19 protein-coding genes, 1 rRNA gene and 1 pseudogene are annotated in these 19,435 nt (G+C 33.7%); 10 read left to right on the top strand and 11 right to left on the bottom strand.

The features are described 5' to 3' along the window. Positions 1–61 precede the first annotated feature (61 nt). Complete coding sequence (locus tag BUC11_RS13535; RefSeq protein ID WP_073354910.1) at positions 62–1,492, top strand: OprD family outer membrane porin; 1,431 nt, start codon at positions 62–64, stop codon at positions 1,490–1,492. A gap of 406 nt (positions 1,493–1,898) precedes the next feature. Here the strand turns inward: BUC11_RS13535 and BUC11_RS13530 are convergent, their stop codons facing one another. Continuing rightward, positions 1,899–2,345 carry a tellurite resistance TerB family protein gene (locus BUC11_RS13530; protein ID WP_073354907.1) on the bottom strand — a complete coding sequence of 149 codons (447 nt, stop codon included), beginning with the start codon at positions 2,343–2,345 and terminating at the stop codon, positions 1,899–1,901. Between the two features lie 473 nt (positions 2,346–2,818). On the opposite strand from BUC11_RS13530, the gene katG reads away from it, so the two are divergent. Beyond that, positions 2,819–5,071, top strand: coding sequence for a catalase/peroxidase HPI (katG, locus tag BUC11_RS13525; RefSeq protein WP_073354906.1), 2,253 nt, complete (start codon positions 2,819–2,821; stop codon positions 5,069–5,071). 193 nt (positions 5,072–5,264) lie between these two features. Here the strand turns inward: katG and BUC11_RS13520 are convergent, their stop codons facing one another. The 3 genes from BUC11_RS13520 to BUC11_RS13510 all read right to left on the bottom strand — a co-directional run bounded on the left by BUC11_RS13520 (position 5,265) and on the right by BUC11_RS13510 (position 8,408). Further along, a complete protein-coding gene (locus BUC11_RS13520; RefSeq protein WP_073354905.1) occupies positions 5,265–6,278 on the bottom strand; it encodes a tetratricopeptide repeat protein in 1,014 nt (337 codons plus the stop codon). Positions 6,279–6,456: 178 nt separating this feature from the next. Then, positions 6,457–8,037, bottom strand: coding sequence for an NADP-dependent glyceraldehyde-3-phosphate dehydrogenase (locus BUC11_RS13515; RefSeq protein WP_073354903.1), 1,581 nt, complete (start codon positions 8,035–8,037; stop codon positions 6,457–6,459). A 59-nt stretch (positions 8,038–8,096) separates the two neighbouring features. After that, on the bottom strand, positions 8,097–8,408 hold the full coding sequence (locus BUC11_RS13510) for a rhodanese-like domain-containing protein (protein ID WP_073354902.1): 312 nt from the start codon (positions 8,406–8,408) through the stop codon (positions 8,097–8,099). 284 nt (positions 8,409–8,692) lie between these two features. Between BUC11_RS13510 and BUC11_RS13505 the strand changes: the two genes are divergently transcribed. The 8 genes from BUC11_RS13505 (at position 8,693) to BUC11_RS13470 (ending at position 13,873) form a co-directional block, all read left to right on the top strand. Continuing rightward, the gene (locus BUC11_RS13505) at positions 8,693–9,319 is read left to right on the top strand and encodes a Crp/Fnr family transcriptional regulator (RefSeq protein ID WP_073354900.1); all 627 of its coding nucleotides are present in this window, start codon (positions 8,693–8,695) and stop codon (positions 9,317–9,319) included. 68 nt (positions 9,320–9,387) lie between these two features. Then, a complete protein-coding gene (locus BUC11_RS17410; RefSeq protein WP_394332909.1) occupies positions 9,388–9,510 on the top strand; it encodes a hypothetical protein in 123 nt (40 codons plus the stop codon). Between the two features lie 468 nt (positions 9,511–9,978). After that, positions 9,979–11,394, top strand: coding sequence for an MBL fold metallo-hydrolase (locus BUC11_RS13495; protein ID WP_073354898.1), 1,416 nt, complete (start codon positions 9,979–9,981; stop codon positions 11,392–11,394). Positions 11,395–11,419: 25 nt separating this feature from the next. Beyond that, entirely contained in the window at positions 11,420–11,623 is a 204-nt protein-coding gene (locus BUC11_RS13490; RefSeq protein ID WP_073354897.1) for a YgaP family membrane protein, read from the top strand. A 1-nt stretch (position 11,624) separates the two neighbouring features. Beyond that, entirely contained in the window at positions 11,625–12,452 is an 828-nt protein-coding gene (locus BUC11_RS13485; RefSeq protein WP_073354930.1) for a methyltransferase domain-containing protein, read from the top strand. A 22-nt stretch (positions 12,453–12,474) separates the two neighbouring features. Beyond that, positions 12,475–12,681: a hypothetical protein gene (locus BUC11_RS13480; RefSeq protein WP_073354895.1), complete on the top strand. Its 207-nt coding sequence runs from the start codon at positions 12,475–12,477 to the stop codon at positions 12,679–12,681. Then, positions 12,674–12,976: a thioredoxin gene (gene trxA / locus BUC11_RS13475; protein ID WP_066076690.1), complete on the top strand. Its 303-nt coding sequence runs from the start codon at positions 12,674–12,676 to the stop codon at positions 12,974–12,976. Before BUC11_RS13480 ends, trxA begins: the two co-directional genes overlap by 8 nt. Before the next feature lie 279 nt (positions 12,977–13,255). Further along, entirely contained in the window at positions 13,256–13,873 is a 618-nt protein-coding gene (locus tag BUC11_RS13470) for an LOG family protein (RefSeq protein WP_245793892.1), read from the top strand. 116 nt (positions 13,874–13,989) lie between these two features. Here the strand turns inward: BUC11_RS13470 and BUC11_RS13465 are convergent, their stop codons facing one another. The 7 genes and pseudogenes from BUC11_RS13465 to rrf all read right to left on the bottom strand — a co-directional run. Then, the gene (locus tag BUC11_RS13465) at positions 13,990–16,134 is read right to left on the bottom strand and encodes a PAS domain-containing hybrid sensor histidine kinase/response regulator (protein ID WP_073354892.1); all 2,145 of its coding nucleotides are present in this window, start codon (positions 16,132–16,134) and stop codon (positions 13,990–13,992) included. A gap of 215 nt (positions 16,135–16,349) precedes the next feature. Then, positions 16,350–16,604 (bottom strand): hypothetical protein, encoded by a 255-nt coding sequence (locus BUC11_RS13460; RefSeq protein WP_073354888.1) that lies wholly within the window; start codon positions 16,602–16,604, stop codon positions 16,350–16,352. Continuing rightward, entirely contained in the window at positions 16,556–16,921 is a 366-nt protein-coding gene (locus BUC11_RS17405; protein WP_084129668.1) for a PAS domain-containing protein, read from the bottom strand. The genes BUC11_RS13460 and BUC11_RS17405 overlap by 49 nt, the downstream gene beginning before the upstream one ends. Positions 16,922–17,031: 110 nt before the next feature. After that, a complete protein-coding gene (locus tag BUC11_RS17400) occupies positions 17,032–17,181 on the bottom strand; it encodes a CheR family methyltransferase (RefSeq protein WP_394332911.1) in 150 nt (49 codons plus the stop codon). Beyond that, on the bottom strand, positions 17,121–17,333 hold the full coding sequence (locus BUC11_RS17395) for a hypothetical protein (protein ID WP_394332910.1): 213 nt from the start codon (positions 17,331–17,333) through the stop codon (positions 17,121–17,123). Before BUC11_RS17395 ends, BUC11_RS17400 begins: the two co-directional genes overlap by 61 nt. A gap of 8 nt (positions 17,334–17,341) precedes the next feature. Further along, a pseudogene (locus tag BUC11_RS13440) lies at positions 17,342–17,959 on the bottom strand (chemotaxis protein CheB). A 1,398-nt stretch (positions 17,960–19,357) separates the two neighbouring features. Beyond that, positions 19,358–19,435: ribosomal RNA gene (gene rrf, locus BUC11_RS17450) — 5S ribosomal RNA — on the bottom strand; the annotation flags it as partial.

Below are 19,435 nucleotides of genomic sequence, written 5' to 3'. Positions count from 1 at the left end.
AAAAGTTACTTCCCACTCGTTAGGATGGTCTTAATTTTGTACCAAATCTAAACGTTCAAAAATGAGAAATTTTTTCGTATTAATTTATATGCTTACTGCTTTGCTTTTTGTGACTAATGCAATAGCACAACATCAAGAAATTGCAGAGAAGCCAACAGTTTGGAAAGAAAAAAGTAACGAAAAGATTGATTCGACCTCGATTTTAAATGCTTTTAAAAATGGAAATTTCAGTGGTCACTTTCGCTATTTTTTCATGGGTACAAATAATGAAAGTGGCTTGTCGGATTACTTCGCTAATGCTCTTGGAGGTGGCGTTAAATTTGAGACGGCTCAATTTCATAATTTTCAATTTGGTGTTAGCGGTTATTACATTTATAATATTGGTTCTTCCGATTTTTCTAAAAAAGATCCAATAACCAATTTATCCAACAGGTATGAAGTGGCTCTTTTTGATTTACAAAATGCATCAAGTAAAGGCAATTTAAGCCGGTTAGAGGAATTATATTTAAAATACAACTACAAACATTCTACTGTAACCCTGGGAAAACAACTGCTGAATACGTCTTTCATTAACCTGCAGGACGGCAGAATGCGACCTACAGAAGTCGATGGAATTTGGATCGATTTTAATGAAATCAAAAAAACAAAAATTAACATAGGCTACTTGTATGGGATTTCACCACGAAGCACAATGAAGTATTTCAGAATTGGGGAATCCATTGGTATTTATCCAGCAGGAGTCAACCCTGATGGAACAAAATCAGACTATGCTGGAAACCTAGACAGCGACGGTGTTTATATTATTGGAATCAAAAATGAATCGGTATCTAATTTAAAAACACTTCTGTGGAATCAGTACGCAGAGAATTTATTCAATTCGGCCTTGTTCCAAATGGACTACAACTACCCTTTAAATCATAATTCAAAACTACTTTTAGGTTTTCAAACGGTATACCAAAATGCACTGAATGAGGGAGGAAATATAGATCCACGCAAAACTTATTTTCAAAAAAATGGCAGCTCACAGACCTTTGGCGGTAGACTCGGATGGAAAACAAAAGCCATCGAATGGACTTTAAATTACAATCGAATTACTGCAAAAGGACGATATTTAATGCCACGCGAATGGGGACGAGATCCATTTTATACCTTTATGCCTAGAGAACGAAATGAAGGTTTTGGGGATGTAGATGCCGTAATGACTAAAATACAATATACGAATCCTAAAAAAACATTCAAATCGCATTTAGCAGTGGGATATTTTGATTTACCAGATGTAAAAAACGTTGCGTTAAATAAATATGGTTTGCCTTCCTATTGGCAAACTAATGCGGACATACGATATGAATTTCAAGGGCTCCTAAAAGGTTTTGATGCACAATTATTATATGTACACAAGTTCAATGTGGGCGAAACTTACGACAATAAAAATTATATTTTCAATAAAACTAACATGAGCAATATCAACTTTATACTCAATTTTAATTTTTAAAAAATTTCTTTCTTAATCTAAATGATAAAACTTCTTAATTAAATAATCCACGATAAAATAGACCAACACACCCACAAAGGCAAGTGTTAGTAGTAAACTGATGAGGTTGAGTACAATATTAGGAATAAACTTCAAACGAGGATGCGTCAGCACAGGCTCTCGATGCAGTCTGGCGTGAAAGGCTTCCTTTGCTATTTTGATTTTCTTTTTGATAGTAAATGATTTTTTTAAAACAATAATATGCCTTTAATCAAATGTAATACTAAGATCATATTTGGAAGAAACTAAAGTAAGCAATAATTTTAATAAACATCGGTTTTAAAACAAGCAGAATAGTTCTGAATTGAAAAATTTTGCTTGTTTAACTATTTCATTACCAATATTTTTGTATTCTTTTATTCTGAGTTTAAATTCTTTTGATATTGCCTCTATTTTTTAAGAAAATAACCTCAATAATTTTGCTGATCATTGCAGCCTCGATTTTTAACTGATCCGATAAAACTTCAATTATATTCTTTTCTTCTTTCTCTAATATTCCGTCGGCGAGTAATACTTCTAAAGCAAGGGCAAAAACGGTTTCTTTATCTTCTTCATTAATCTGTTTACAACAAGCAGTTATGTATTTTAATTGTCCAACCTCTGCTCTTAAATTAAATGACTTAGTATATAGAGGTGCAATATCGATTCCCACAAATTTCTCTTTAGAATGCAATAATCTTGATAATGCAGCTTTTTCAGAATCTTTAATTTGATTGTCGGCAGAAATACAGGAGTATAAAATCCCAACCCAAGCTTCAAAATCTGACGTTACCCAATTTTGATCCTCATTAGTATTCGCTTCAAATGAACTCATGTTTAGTATTTGTTTTAGGCATAAAGTTACTGCTTAGATTGCAAAGGATCGCTTGGTTTATGATTAAATTATCTTTTTATTTTTTAGCATGTTGTAACCTAATTCAAAATGAGAGAGATAAAAAAAAACACATCGCTACCAATTTTGAAAAACACAATAATTGAATGATTACAATACGGCATTAAATACTACTGACATAAATCAAAGGTTGTAGCGCAAGTTCCAAACCTTTTAAAATGTCAAACTTGTGGTCATTCAATAAAAGCACAAGTACATTAAATTCACTTTAAGAGTCAATTCTAATATGATTTTAAAATTTTAAAGTAATGCAAAAGAGCTAGTGCTACTCATTTTGACTAAATTTAGCATGTACAAACAAGACTTGCACTATAGTTTTTATCTATTAAAAATTAAATTTGGTACGAATACTTTTTAGTAAATTCGCTTTAATTAAATAAAAAATCAATCATACTATGGAAAATAATACGAAACCAACATCTTACAATGTAAATGGTGAAAGCAAATGTCCCTTTTCTGCTGGAGCAAATGCTCCAAAACAAAGTGAGAGAAATGGAAAAATAAATCGCGGCTGGTGGCCAAACCAATTAAAATTGAACATTTTGCGCCAAAACGCATTAGAATCTAATCCAATGGGAGCTCATTTCAATTATGCTGAAGAGTTCAAATCTGTAGATTTAGAGGCTTTAAAAAAGGACATTACAGATGTTATCACTACCTCACAAGACTGGTGGCCTGCTGATTATGGCAGCTATGGTCCATTTTTCATTCGGTTAGCTTGGCACAGTGCAGGAACCTATCGTATTGCTGATGGACGTGGAGGAGCAGGTTTTGGAACACAACGTTTTGCGCCTCTAAACAGTTGGCCAGATAATGCAAACTTAGATAAGGCACGTTTATTATTATGGCCTATCAAACAAAAATATGGTAATAAAGTTTCATGGGCTGACTTAATAGTTCTTGTAGGAAACTGCGCACTAGAATCTGCTGGTTTTGAAACTTTTGGTTTTGCTGGAGGCCGTGTAGATGTTTGGGAACCACAAGAAGATATTTATTGGGGTCCTGAAAAAGAATGGTTGTCACTAAGCACAGAACCACATAGCCGTTACTCTGGTGATCGTGAATTAGAAAATCCTTTGGCTGCAGTTCAAATGGGATTAATTTATGTTAACCCTGAAGGTCCTGACGGTAATCCTGATCCACTTTTGGCAGCACATGACATTAGAGAAACCTTTGCCCGTATGGCGATGAATGATGAAGAAACTGTTGCACTTTGTGCCGGAGGACATACCTTAGGAAAAACTCACGGTGCCGCTGACCCAAATAAATATGTGGGACCAGAACCTGCTGGTGCCTCTATCGAAGAGCAAAACCTTGGATGGAAAAATACCTATGGAACTGGGAATGGTGCTGATACAATTACAAGTGGATTAGAAGGTGCATGGACTACCACACCGGTTACTTGGAGTAATAATTATTTCGAAAACTTGTTTGGTTTTGAATGGGAATTGACAAAAAGTCCAGCCGGAGCACATCAGTGGAAACCTGCAGGTAATGCAGGAGCTGGAACGGTTCCTGACGCACACGATCCAACTAAAACACACCAACCTTTTATGTTGACTACTGATTTATCATTGCGAGTAGATCCAGCATATGAGAAAATTTCAAGACACTTTTTAGCTAACCCGGCTGAGTTTAATGATGCGTTTGCAAAAGCATGGTTTAAACTGACGCACAGAGATATGGGACCCAAAGCGCGCTACTTGGGATCAGAAGTTCCTGCCGAAGAATTAATTTGGCAAGATCCTGTTCCAGCGGTAACGCATCAATTAATTGATGAACAAGATATTGCTTTGCTTAAAGAAAACCTTCTTGCTTCAGGATTAACTGTGCCAGAATTAGTCAGTACTGCATGGGCATCAGCATCTACCTTCCGTGGATCAGATAAACGTGGTGGTGCTAATGGTGCTCGTATCCGTTTAGAACCACAAAAAAATTGGAAAGTAAATAACCCATCCCAACTAGAACGTGTGTTACATACTTTAGAAAACATTAAAAACGAGTTCAACAATGCGCAAACTACTGGTAAACAAGTCTCTATTGCTGACCTTATTGTTTTAGGTGGTAGCGCCGGTATTGAAAAAGCTGCCGCAAATGCTGGACAGCAGGTTTCAGTACCTTTCACACCAGGAAGAACAGATGCTTCACAAGAACAAACAGATATAGAATCTTTTGAAGTGCTAGAGCCACAAGCAGATGGATTTCGTAACTATGTTAAGACAAAATATACCGTTTCTGCTGAAGAAATGTTAGTAGACAAAGCACAGTTATTAACATTAACAGCTCCTGAAATGACTGTTCTTGTTGGAGGTATGCGCGTATTAAATACCAACTTTGACCAATCTCAAAATGGGGTTTTCACCAATAAAAAAGAAGCGCTGACAAATGATTTCTTTTTCAACTTACTTGATTTAGGGACTACATGGAAAGCAGTGTCAGAATCAGATGATGCCTTTGTAGGAAGTGATCGTATGGCCGGCGGATTGAAATGGATTGGAACTCGAGTAGATTTAATCTTTGGTTCAAATTCAGAACTTAGAGCCATTGCTGAAGTTTATGGATATGCCGATGGTCAGGAAAAATTCACAAAAGACTTCATCGCAGCATGGACTAAGGTGATGAATCTAGACCGTTTCGACTTAGTATAATTTTAGATTTTTAATTTGTTTAAAAAGGTGATCTGGTAACGGGTCACCTTTTTTATAGGTTAAATTGAAGGTCAATCATACTTTCTAGCTCATCAAAGATTACCAAAATATTTATTATCAATATTTTATTACAATTACATATTTTGATACTCATTGGATAAAAACTCCTTTACAATCTTTATAGTGTTTGATATTAAGAAACGGGTTTGCAAATATTTTTTTTTGCTTTTAAGCCTATTTCAATGCGTCTGTTTTTTTTTGTGGAATTTACTCTATTACAATGTTTTTTTACTTCTTTATTTGCTTGTTCTATTCCTAATTCCTTTGATTTATTTAAATCCAAACAACCACAAATTTTATCTTTAGCCTTTATTTTTGCTAACCCTCTATTATAATAGGCTTCAGCAGATTTAGGATTGATTCGTATTGCCATTCCATAATCAGCCATTGCTCCATCATAATCCTTTATTTTGTTTTTTGCATTTCCTCTGCCATAATAAGCATCTGCATCGTCAGAAACCAAATCTATATATCTACTATAATCATCAATTGCTCCTTTAAAATCTTTCGATTTTTTCTTAGCGCGTGCTCTATTAAAATAGGCTTCAATATAATTAGGATTAATTTCTATTGCTTTATTAAAATAAAAGATTGCTTTTTTATAAGTTTTCAATTCATCTTTGGCATAACCAATAGAGAAATAAGCAATAGCATGATTTGGATTAATCTTGATTGCTTTAATGTAATCAGAAATGGCCCCTTTATAGTTTTTCAATTCATCTTTCGCAAATCCTCTTTTATAATAAGAATCTGCATCTGAACTATTAATACTTATCGCTTTATCATAATCCAAAATTGATCCTGCAAAGTCAAGCATGTTGCTCTTTGCATTAGCCCTGTTTAAATAAGCATCTTCATAAGAAGGATATCTCTCCAATACTTTATTGAAATCTAATACAGCTCCTGCATAATCCTCTACTATATTTTTAGCATAGCCTCTACCAAAAAATGCTTCAATGTATTCAGGATTTAGTTCAATTGCTTTGTCGAACTCTTTTACTGCTGCATTGTAGTCCTCTAGTTTAATTTTAGAAAAAGCCTTTTTATAAAATGATTCCGCAAATACATTATTAAAAGTAACTTCATTTGTCTGACTATAACAATTAAAGCAGCTATAAAAAGTAAATATTAAAAAATATATTCTCATAATTGGAAATTAAAAGTATTCAAAATTAAACTATATATTTTAATTAAAAAAGAATTGATAATATCCATTAAATTAACTTAACTTAAATATATTAGAATAAAATCTTCTCTTCCAACTTAACTCCACAAAAAAGCCGTCCAAATTTATCGGGACGGCTTATTATTTGAAATCATAAAGATTATAAAATGTAATCAGTATTGATGAAATTTGATTCTTTACTACTTAACAATTCCTGTAAAATGGCATTATTATAAGCATTGTCTTTGGATGCGACAAAGGTTCGAATGGAGAACGAACGCAAAGCATCATGTATGCTTAATGTTCCTACAGCAGAATCTTTTCGTCCTGTAAATGGTAAAACATCTGGACCTCTTTGACAAGAACTATTCAAGTTTACTCGACATACTAAATTAACTAAAGTATCTATAAGTGGTGCAATGGTTTTTATATCTCTCCCAAACAAACTCACTTGTTGTCCATAATTTGATTCGGCCATATCATTTAGAGGCTCTTGAATGTCTTTAAAAGTCATTACAGGTACTACTGGCCCAAATTGCTCCTCATGATACACTCTCATTTCTTTGTTTACTGGAAATAAAACCGCTGGAAAGATATAATTAGCAGTGTGCTGTCCTCCTTTATCGTTGATGATTGCTGCTCCCTTTTTGATAGCATCATCTATCAACTCTTGGATATAGGCAGGTTTTTCTTTTTCTGGTAAAGGCGTCAAAAAGACTGAAGCATCCCATGGATTTCCAAAAACTAAGGAATCTACTTTAGCTGCAAAACGCTTATTAAACTCATCTGCAATGGATTCATGTACATACAATACTTTCAAGGCTGTACAACGCTGCCCATTAAACGATAAAGAGCCTGCTATACATTCCTGGATAGCCAAATCTAAGTCGGCATCTGGTAAAATGATTGCTGGATTTTTAGCTTCCAAACCTAGTATCAAACGCAATCGGTTTTTATTAGGATGTTGGTCCTGTAACGCAATCGCTGATGTACTATTTCCTATCAAAGCTAAAATTGCTACTTTACCAGATTTCATAATCGGCGAAGCTACTTCACGTCCACGTCCATACACAATATTAATAGCTCCTTTTGGAAAACTATTTCGGAATGCTTCTAATAAAGGAGAGATTAACAAAACACCTAGTTTTGCTGGCTTAAAAATGACAGGATTTCCCATAATCAAGGCAGGAATCAGCAACGAAAAAGTTTCATTTAACGGATAATTATAAGGTCCAAGGCATAAAACAACCCCAAGCGGTCCTCTACGAACCATAGCATTTATTCCTTGAACTTTAGAAAATTTAGCACTTCGGCTGTTTAATTCTTTTAAGCTGTCAATGGTATCATAAATATATTCTACCGTTCTATCAAATTCTTTCTCCGAATCACCCAATGATTTTCCAATTTCCCACATCAATAATTTAACAACTTCTTTACGGGTGGTCTTCATTTGAGTAACAAAATTTTCCATGCATTTTATGCGATCAGAAACTTTCATTGTAGGCCATAATCCTTGACCATTATTATAAGCCGCACTTGCTGATTCAACGGCTTCCAGAGCTTCGGCTTCTCCCATAAACGGAACGGAACCTAATATAGTTGGACCATACTCCGCTGTAGATGATATAGTTGAAAAAACAGCCGTGGTCTGACCTTCCCATTTCTTTAATTCACCATCCACTAAATAAGTATCTTGATTCAACAATGATGTAATCTGATATTCTTCTGGTATTAAATTCATATAAAGCGTGTTAAATTAATTATTTAAGTAAATAAAAGAGACAATCTTCTGCTTCTTTTTTATGGCTCAATTATTTCTCCATCCCATTCTAAAATCCCGCCCAATAAGTTATAAGCGTTTTCAAAACCAAGTTGATTCATTATTTCACAGGCTTTTGCACTACGCATTCCAGAGCGGCAATATACATAGTACTTTTTATGTTTGTCTAAAGCCTCTATTTCGCTTACAAAATCTTGTCCTCGGTGAATATCGATGTTGATAGCATTTGCTATGAAACCTTCGTTAAATTCGGCTTCCGTTCTCACATCGAGAATGACTGCATTTTCATCCGCTTCAAATTGAGCAACCCAATCTTCTTGTTGTAAATTCATAATGATGTTTTTTGTAAAAATACAACGTTTTTACCGAACATTAAACGCAACAATTGTTAATTAGAAACTATTTGTAAGAAATCGTTTTCGCAAAACATTAACTATCAATAAACTATAAAAACGACCTTGTTTTTCACAAAAAAACAGTCTATCACGCCCATAGGTAATTAAATTTTAATAGGTGTGAAATCAAGTAGTTATCTTTTTTTTTTGTATCAAAACCCTCCTCTATTTTAAGTTATTTAAACTACTTTTACACTACAAAACATAGAAAAAAGACCAAAATGCTTGATCCAATAAAAAAATATTTCCCCACATTTTCTACTGAATTAGTAAAAGAAATTGAAACTAGCGCCACAATTCATTCCTTTCTAGCGGGAACTATTATCATACGAACAGGACAATACATAAAAAATACTGTTTTGGTTATTAGTGGAAAAATTAAAGTTTACCGAGAGGATGAAAATGGCGGCGAATTTTTTATGTACTACTTGCAACCCGGTCAAGCCTGCGCTATTTCAATGATTTGCGCCACCAAGAATGAAAAAAGCCAGATTATGGCAAAAGTTGTTGAGGATGTAGAACTAATCATGGTGCCTTTGCCCTTAATGGATAAATGGATGATGCAGCACCGCAGCTGGTATGAATTTGTTATCGATACCTACAGAAGTCGTTTTGAAGAGGTGCTCGAAGTAATTGATAGTATTGCTTTTCGAGCGATGGACGAGCGCTTAGAATTTTATTTAAAGCGCCATGCTGAGGTTTGTGGTTGCAGAGAATTAAAGCTTTCTCATCAGGAAATTGCATCTGAATTGAATACATCTCGAGAAGTAATTTCGCGTTTACTAAAGAAAATGGAGCAGCGAGGTTTGGTCACTTTACACCGAAATAATATTGAACTCCTGAAATAAATTTTGTTCTACAAAGAATATTTTCTGTAAATAAAATTATTCAAACCGCCACTTCGAAAAAGTTACAAATGGAATATTTAGGTTATTTTGCTTCGATTATTATTGGACTTTCATTAGGATTAATTGGAGGTGGGAAATCAATTCTTGCAGTTCCGATTTTAGTCTACCTTTTCAAAATTTATCCGGAATAAGCTACGAGCTGTTCCCTATTTATCGTTGGGGTGACCGCAATGATTGCAAGTTAAAGACAGTACCGCCTTGGGAATTTTAAGATCGAGGCAGCACTTATTTTTGCGATTCCCTACATATTTTCTTTGGAAATTTACCAATGAAACAAGCAATTGGCACCTCATTATTGATTATCTTTATTAATTGATTAATCAGTTTTGGCGGAGACGTAATTAACGGCAGTGTTATCAATTATAAATTGCTTTTCACTATTTCTGCAATAGCAATAATTGGAATGTTCCTCGGTACTTATGTGACAAAAAAAGAGATGGGGCAAAACTGAAACCAGCATTTGGTTGGTTTATAGTACTAATTGGTTTTACTATAATAATCAAATAATTTTTCCTGACTTAAAATAGGAATGTAACAATTGTCACCCTGTATCCTAAAAAACGGAAGTACATTTGTACCATAAAGTAAAAAATAAAATCATGCAAATAGAACAAATATATACCGGATGTTTAGCGCAAGGCGCTTACTATATTACTTCAAATGGTGAAGCAGCCATTATTGACCCACTGCGTGAAACCCAACCATATTTGAACCGACTTGAGAGAGATGGTGTGAAATTAAAATATATTTTTGAAACCCATTTCCATGCTGATTTTGTTTCTGGACATGTTGATTTAAGTCGTCAAACTGGTGCTCCTATCGTTTACGGACCAAATGCGATCTGTGAATTTGATTGCATTTCTGCAAAAGACGGACAAGAATTCACCATTGGAAACATCCAAATAAAGGTACTACACACTCCTGGACATACTATGGAAAGCTCCACTTATTTACTGATTGACGAAAACGGAAAAGATCACGCTATTTTTTCAGGTGACACATTGTTCATTGGAGATGTGGGAAGGCCAGATTTAGCCCAAAAGGCGGCACACATGACACAGGAACAACTAGCCGCTACGCTATTCCATTCGTTACGAAATAAAATTATGACTTTGGCAGATGATGTTATTGTCTATCCCGCTCATGGCGCGGGAAGTGCTTGTGGAAAAAACATGAGTAAGGAAACCGTTTCAACCATTGGCGAACAAAAAAACACAAATTATGCATTGAGGTCAGATATGACAGAAGCAGCGTTTATTCAAGAAGTTACCGAAGGTTTATTGCCACCACCAGCTTATTTTGGTATGAATGTGGCCATGAATAAAAAAGGATACGATAGCTTTGAAAATGTTTTAAATTTAGGAATGCAAGCGCTCTCACCTTCAGAATTTGAAGTTGCCGCTGATGAAACTGGAGCCTTACTGTTGGACACTCGTAAAAATGGAGAATTTACTAAAGGATTTATTCCACAGTCAATAAACATAGGAATTGACGGTGATTTTGCTCCATGGGTAGGTGCTTTAATTGCTGATGTGCAGCAACCGATCCTTATCGTTTGCGAACTAGGACAAGAGGAAGAAACTGTCACCCGATTGAGTCGTGTCGGTTTTGACAATTTAATAGGCCATTTAGCAGGCGGTTTTGATGCTTGGGCAAAAGCTGGAAAAGAAATTGATACTGTAAATAGAATCACAGCAGAACAATTTGTAAAAGAGGTAAAAATTGGTGAGAGTAAAATAATTGATATTCGTAAAGAAAGTGAATATTGTGCAGAGCACGTTGAAGAATCGTACAGCAAGCCATTAGCGGCTATCAATGAGTGGATAAAAGATATTAATCCAAAAGAACATTTTTACTTGCATTGCGCTGGTGGTTACCGCAGTATGATTGCCGCTTCAATACTAGAAGCCCGTGGTTTTAGAAATTTTACTGAAATTGAAGGCGGTTTCAATGCAATCGCTAAAACAACGATTCCTAAAACTGATTTTGTATGCCAAAGCAAGGTTTTGAAATAATTGAATAACTAAATATATTTCTACTATGAAAAAAAATATGGGTTCAACAGACAGGATTATTCGAATTGCAATAGCAGTAATCATCGCAATGTTGTATTTTACCAATACAATCAGCGGTACAGTAGCATTAGTGTTAGGAGCTTTTGCTGTTATTTTTTTACTAACAAGCTTTATCAGTTTTTGTCCGCTGTATTCCCCATTTGGAATTTCAACTCGAAAAAAAATATAAAATGTCTGATTTAAAATGTGGCGCTACTTCATTGGATAAAACACTGGACGCTGCCTATTGGGAGGCGCATTACAGCGCTAATACCACTGGCTGGGATTTAGGTATGGTAGCCCCTCCCATAAAAATGTACATCGATACAATCGCTGACAAAAACAGTCGTATTTTGATTCCTGGTTGTGGCAACAGCTATGAAGCCGAATACCTACTGAATCAAGGATTTACAAACATTACTGTGATCGATATTGCCCCAACACCTGCTTCAATATTACAAGAAAAGTTTAAAAAGAATGCTGCCATTCAGATTGTTTTAGGCGATTTTTTTGAGCATCAAGGAAACTATGATTTGATTATTGAACAAACTTTTTTCTGTGCTTTACCGCCTACAATGCGTCAAAAATACGTTTGGAAAATGCATCAACTTTTGGCAAATAAGGGAATTTTGGCTGGTTTATTATTTAATAGAACATTTGAATCTGGACCTCCTTTTGGAGGCAACCAAGAAGAATACGAAATGCTTTTTAAAGGCGCTTTTGATTTTTTAGAAATGGGAAAGACTCAAAACTCTATTGCACCAAGAGCCAATTCAGAATTATTTTTCGAATTAAGAAAGAACAGTACCGTTTTTGTTAACCGATATCAATTTGAAAATATCAAGTGCAGTGCTTCCTCTAAAGATGTAACAGAAAAACTTCTTACAATTGAAAGTGTTTTAAATGTTAGCAGAAGCAGCAATTTTGTCGAAATACTGATTGTTAGCACTACTGATGTTCCTGGTAAAACTGTGCAAGATGCCATTTCCAACATTAAAGAAAATAAAGAATTAAATTAATATTCCCCTTATAGCAACAAAAATGAAAGCATTACTTTTTACAAATTGGCATACGATGCGCTGGGTTCGCCTGGCCTTTGCCTTATTTTTATTTGCGCAAGCGTATATCGTGAAAGAATGGATGTTCATCGGTCTTGGACTGTTTTTCTTCATTCAAGTAATTTTTAACTTAGGTTGTGGCGTAAATGGCTGCAGCATTCCAAAAACTAAATATAAAAAATATGAGTAATTTTGATACCATTATCGCATCCGATACACCGGTTTTAATAGATTTTTTTGCAACATGGTGTGGCCCGTGCAAAATGCTTGGACCCATTTTGAAAGAAGTTAAAGACAATTTAGGAGATCGAGTTTCTATTCTAAAAATTGATGTAGACAAAAATCAACAGATTGCTAGCAAATATCAAGTTCGCGGCGTTCCTACCATGATATTATTTCAAAATGGGAAACAGTTGTGGAGACAATCGGGCGTATTAAGCAAGGAGCAAATCATCCAAACTATTGTAGAAAAAAGCAATAATTAGACCTAAAATAGTACCCATAAAAAAATGGTTTTATTTTAGCTGAGTGGCAGGTTACCTGTCCTTATTTTCTTTTGTCTAGTAGTTGCAAATGATTTTACAAACCAAAAAAAAACTGGGCCAATAGTATTATTTTCCTACCTTAGTCATCCTATGGAAAAGCGTCGAAAATACAGACTTTCAAGATCTGAATCTTTATTTGTAAGAGGACCTCTGACACGATTAAAAAACCTATCCTTTGTTTTTAAAGTCCTCTACAACTTTATTAGAGCTTTTCAAAAGATGCATTTTATAGGTCCATGCGTTACCGTTTTTGGTTCTGCTCGATTTGGTCCTGAAACACAACATTATAAAAGTGCGGAACGAATTGGTGCTGGAATAGCTAATTTAGGTTTTACAGTGATGACGGGCGGTGGCCCTGGCATTATGGAAGCTGCAAATAAAGGTGCCTTTCAAACGGGAGGATACTCTGTAGGAATCAATATAATCCTTCCAACAGAGCAGAAACCAAATCCATACTTGCACAAGTGGATATATATTCCTTATTTCTTTGTACGGAAAGTAATTCTAATAAAATATTCCTACGCATTTGTGGTAATGCCAGGAGGAATGGGCACATTAGATGAATTATTTGAAGCATTAACTTTAATTCAAAATAAAATTATCAATAATTTTCCCATCGTAATTTTTGATTCTGTTTATCACAAAGAACTGTGTCATCACATCCAAAGAATGGTAGACAATGAAAGTATGAGTCCCAAAGATATGAAGCTCTTATTTATAACCGACTCTGAGGAGGAAGTAATCACACATATTCAAAAACATGCAATTAAAAAATTTGGTTTGAAAAAACAAGAGTACAAAGCCAGATGGTGGCTTGGCGAAAAAAACAGATTATGATTCATTCTGTTCTATGAAAAAAGTAAAATAAAAAAGGGTTGAAAACCACTTTTAGTACTTCCTTATCACTTTCCAATAAATTTTTCATTCGCTGTAATCATCTCTTTTACAATTCATTATTTTAACCACTTGTATAAAACTTCTTCTAAATTACAACGAATAATTGGTTTTGAGACATAATCATCCATTCCAGACTCCAAACATTTTTCCTTCTCACCAAATAGAATTCCTGCTGTTAAAGCAATTATTGGAATATTATTGTATTTCTTTAAATGTTTAATTTCGGCGGTTGTTTGATATCCATTTTTATGCGGCATTTGAATGTCCATTAAGATAAGATCCAACTTTTTTTTCTTGTACATTTTAATCGCTTTTTCCCCATCTGACGCTTCTAATATAGTACAGCCTGGAAGTATAGATTTAAGCAATGTTCTAACTAAAAGCATGTTGATCTTATTATCTTCTACAACCAATATGTTTTTTCCTGAGAAATCAACACAAGAAAATGTGTTGTTTTCTTGTACAATTTTTACTTCTTGAACTCCTGATATATTCTTGTGCTGTGCTCTTTCTAATGTCAGGTTAAAATAAAACTCACTACCCTGTCCAAATGTACTTTGCAATTGTAACGTACTATTCATGAGACCTAAAAGCTGATTCGAGATCGCTAATCCAAGTCCTGTCCCGCCAAATTTGCGTGCAATAGAACAATCCTCTTGAATAAAAGATTGGAACACTTTTTCTTGATTTTCTTGTTTTATTCCAATTCCAGTATCCTTTACGGAGAAATGTAAATGACATTGATTTTCATCTCCAGAAATAAAATTACAGTCTATAGATAAATATACGTAACCTATTTTAGTAAATTTCAAAGCATTACCTATTAAATTTACCAAAACCTGTTTTAACCGTATCGAGTCGCCCAATACAAGTTTAGGAACTGTGTTTTCAATGTTTAAGATGAGATCTATTTTGCTGACTTCCGCATGGAATTTAAAAATATCAATAACGTGATGAGTCAGGTCAAAAAGATTTATTTCTTCAACATTCAATTCTAATTTTCCAGACTCTATTTTTGAAAAATCTAAAATATCATTAATGATTTCGATTAAAATAGTTGCTGATTCATTAACCGCGCTCATGTATTCTTTTTGATTAACGTCTAGACTCGTTCTCATCAACAGATCAGTAAAACCTATAATTCCGTTTAAAGGAGTTCTAATTTCATGACTCATATTCGTCAAAAAACTCGATTTAGCCTTATTTGCTGATTCCGCTGATTCTTTAGCCCTAGTCAGCTCTATTTCTAACTTTTTTAATTCTGTTATTTCTATAAAACTGATTATTACTTCACTTATATCTCCTGCAGCATTAAAAACAGGAAAGCCATTGAGAAAATGCCATTGAACAGCTGTAATGTCTGGTTTTTTTATACCAATAGTAAAATTAGTAAGTGCTTTTTTAGTTCTTATAATTTGATTTACAGGATAGTTTTCTACCGCTAACAGTTGATAGTCATCTTGTACAAATTGCCAAATTGGATTAAGACTCTGCTTTTCTTTTATTTGCTCCTTACTCAAACCAATGAGTTCAGAAGCTTTTGGGTTTGAATACAGGATGGAAGTATCCTTACTATGCAAAATGATCCCAACATCTAGATTATTCAATAAATCCCGATATCGTTTTTCACTTTCAATCAAAGCAAATTCTGTTTCTTTCAGGTGCGTAATATCTACTATGGTTATTAACACGTGCTCCTTATTCTCCGCGAGGATTCCAGTCAAATATACACTTGTTAACGTAGAGTCTTCTAACAGCAAATTAATTTCACAGCACTCTTTTTTATGAGCTCTAAATGCGGAATCTAAAAATTTATTAAACACTGCTTTTGTATCATCAGAAACAAAAAAACCAAATTGACTTCTTATTAATTTTGATCTGTCTTTGTGCAACAGCTGGGAACCTGACAGATTTAGTTCAATTATGGAACCTGAATTTGTAAGTGTAAAATAGCCTACGGGAGCAAAATCATAGAGTTCTGTATATTTCTGAATCGCATTTTCAGCGGCATCTTTGGCAAGCATCAGCTGTTCTTTTTGCATTTCCAACTCTATTTGGTGAACTTCTAATTCATGAATCAGTTTTAATATTTCCACTTCTGAAAGTTGAGAACTAAATTTTGATTCTTTCATTAAATGTAATTCCTCTGCTTTTTGTCTAATTACAAGAAGAGAATCCGTTTTTTGTTCGATATTACCCATAAGTGCTATTTTTTAAAATACTACTATTTGATCGGTCTAGAAATGGAAATTATGCAACCTTTACTTAACTATACTACTATTTCATTGGTAAAAAATTGAATATTTTTTTAATTACCCATAAAATATAAGGTACTGATAAATTCAATATTGATACTGCTATTACCTGAAGCTTTCATATCCTTGTAAATTGATTGAAAGAATTTTTTTCAATTAAATCAAATGAACACTTTTTTATTTTCTAAAATATTTTTTAGAAAATCAACAGTCCACGCTTCTTTCCCAATGCAACTTTCTTTGGAAAGATCTATTGAATTTATAAAAAAAGGATTGAAAGCATTTATCTTTCCAGTTGTCCCATCAACAAATAAAATTCCATCTTTTACAAAATCGAAAAGATGTTTGTAACGAGTTTCAGCATTAACTAAAGCTTCTTGGACAAAAATATGATCAGAAATTTCCGTAAAATACATTGGATTACTTTTTTATTATTCACTAAATAGACATTACTGACAAACTCAACATGTATCTTTCTTCCTTTCACTGTTTCAAGTGCTAAGTTTTCATAACGAACAAACTCTTTTTTTCGCAATTCTAAAAATCTATCTTTGTTGGATACAATATCTTTTAAAGAACCTATTTCACAAATAGATTTTTCGATGAACTGTTCATACGAATAGCCAAGCATACCGACTAAAAATGGATTTACGTCGATTATTTTTCCGGTATCAAAATTAAGAACCAAAATTCCATCTTTGGCAGATTCTTTCTTATAGCGGAATAAAAGAATCCTTTTCTAGCTTTGTCATTAGATAGAATATCTAAATCTGTAGCAAAAATTTGTACTTTAATCCATTTGGATCTCTCCATTTTTGATAAAACTTCTTCAAAAACGATAGCCTATGAATAAGCTTCTTCGCCTGTTGAACATGCCGGAATCCAAACTCGTAGGATGTAACCGCTAGGAATTTCTCTTAATATGTTAGGAATTATTGCGTCTTTAAGTTTAACCCAAACTGCAGGATCCCTATAGAAACTAGCTGCACCAATCGGTAATTCTTTAAATGGAATTCAATCTCGTTTAGGTTTTCCTGCAAAAAACGCACGTAATTTTGTATTTTTTCTATTTGATATAATCCTTTTCTTCTTTCAATACAGCGCATTAAAGTACTTTTTTTATACATTGAAAAATCATGCCCTATTTGTCCCCTTAATTAGAGGATAATTTATCGAGGCTATTTTTAGATTTACTCAGAACATCAGACTCTCCATTTGCTGGAGGAGAAAATTTAAGCAAAGCTAGCATTTTATTTGGTATATCTTCAACTCGGGCGGCAAGATCAGGAACAACCATTTCTAATGCACTGCGGGGTATACTGTCAAATTTAGCAGTAGCGGGATTCTGCACTATTGCAACACCATCGTTTTCTTTAATAGCTATTAATCCCAACGTGCCGTCAGATCCTAAACCAGAAAGAATAAATCCAATACTTTTCTCCATACGATCCATCGCTACAGACTTAAAGAAAATATCGATTGGTAATCGTAAAACACCACGAGCTTGTGTTGGACAAAATAAATGTAATTTACTGTTTAATAACGACAAACTTTTATTGGGTGGAATTACGTAAACAGTATTTGATCTTACTCTAACTGCATCTTACGACTGTTAAACTTAAATTTTAGCCATCCTTAGTAATAATTCTGGCATCACTCCAATATGGGTCGAGTCTAAATGTTGAATTACGACATACGCCATCCTAGTATTGATCGGCATGTTTACAAAAAATAATTCCAATGCACCTAATCCACCAGCTGACGCTCCAATTCCAACATTCTAGAAATCAATGATATCGGTTTGGGAGAAGTTTGATTCTGGTTTTACATCCAGAACTTCGCCTTCACCAAAGCTAAATTTACTGTTTTTTGTCATCTCTGCCGTAACATGTTTTTTAATATGCATATACGATGAGAAAATGCTACTTTCAACCTTGATTTATCGTACCTCTTTTTCACTAAATAGCTAAATTCAGACGTTTTTTATCTTCTAGATACTTTGAGGGAAGTAAAATAATGATAATTTTATTTTCTTAAAAAAGAAAAGCTAATTTCGTTAACAATTGTCTGTTTGCTTCCATAAATCGATAAAATGTAATAGTTTCAAAAATCAATTATTAATATGGAAACTAATAATATAATTCCATAAACGCTCATAATTAACTAATTAAGAATAAAAATATGTCAAATTTAAGAAAAAAAAATTTTACAATGCCAATGTAAAATATAAATACGTAAACAAATAATTACCAAATCTTTATACAAATTAAAAATTTACAACAAAAAATGAAATTGAAGAATTACTATTACAGTTGTTGTTAGAACTACTAATTTATAAACTAGCAAAAAATGTGGCTTACTTACAAATCTTACCTTAAGATTAAAAGACAACGGCATAATTTTTTAGATTTGTATTAAAAGTCAACCACTTCTTTTTGAAATACTACAATTGCAAAATATTCTAAATTCTTCAATATCTTTTAAAGCATGCAATATTGTTGACCCTGAACTACTTTGCTCCGAATTTTTACGATTTTATACCATCGAATAGTAAAACTATCTAAATCTTACTTGACTAAAGTAACATTTATTAGAAATAAATTTAAAATTGTCATGCGGCTTAGCAATTATCAACTACAATTTCCCATATGCGATACAAAATTAAGAACAAATGGAATATAGCCCAAAAAGAAAGGCCTGAAATGATATTTAAAGAATATTAAAAATTAGGAAATATATATAAAAATATTTCAGTCTAAACGATTGTTATTACAAATTAGATTAATTGGTATTTGGACATCAAAAACTTCAGTTTAAAAGCTTTTATGCCATTATAAATAGAATATAAATTAATTATGATTCTATACTGAACTACTTTGATAAACGAAGTACCACTACTTCTGCAGAAATGAAATTCATGAACTCCAAAATAAAATAGAAAACAGTGAATAATCCTTCAATGCTAAAATTAAAGCATTCAGAAATCAATTTAGAGGAGTGAGAAAAGTAGATTTCTTCCTGTTTAGGTTAACTAAGTTATTTGCCTAATCCCCAAGTTTTGTTCTTGATCCGAATTAAGAAAGGCGAACAGCAGAGCCCGAAGGGCGAACAGCGTAGCATTATACCGTAAAACAAAAAACCCCTCATCGCTAGATGAAGGGTTTTTAAAGAAAGGCGACGACATACTCTCCCACATAACTGCAGTACCATCTGCGCAGGCGGGCTTAACTACTCTGTTCGGGATGGG

It is taken from the genome of Flavobacterium xanthum (assembly GCF_900142695.1).
Classification (GTDB): Bacteria; Bacteroidota; Bacteroidia; order Flavobacteriales; family Flavobacteriaceae; genus Flavobacterium; species Flavobacterium xanthum.
Note: the sequence above shows the minus strand (reverse complement) of the source record. Positions and strands in the feature narration are given on the sequence as shown.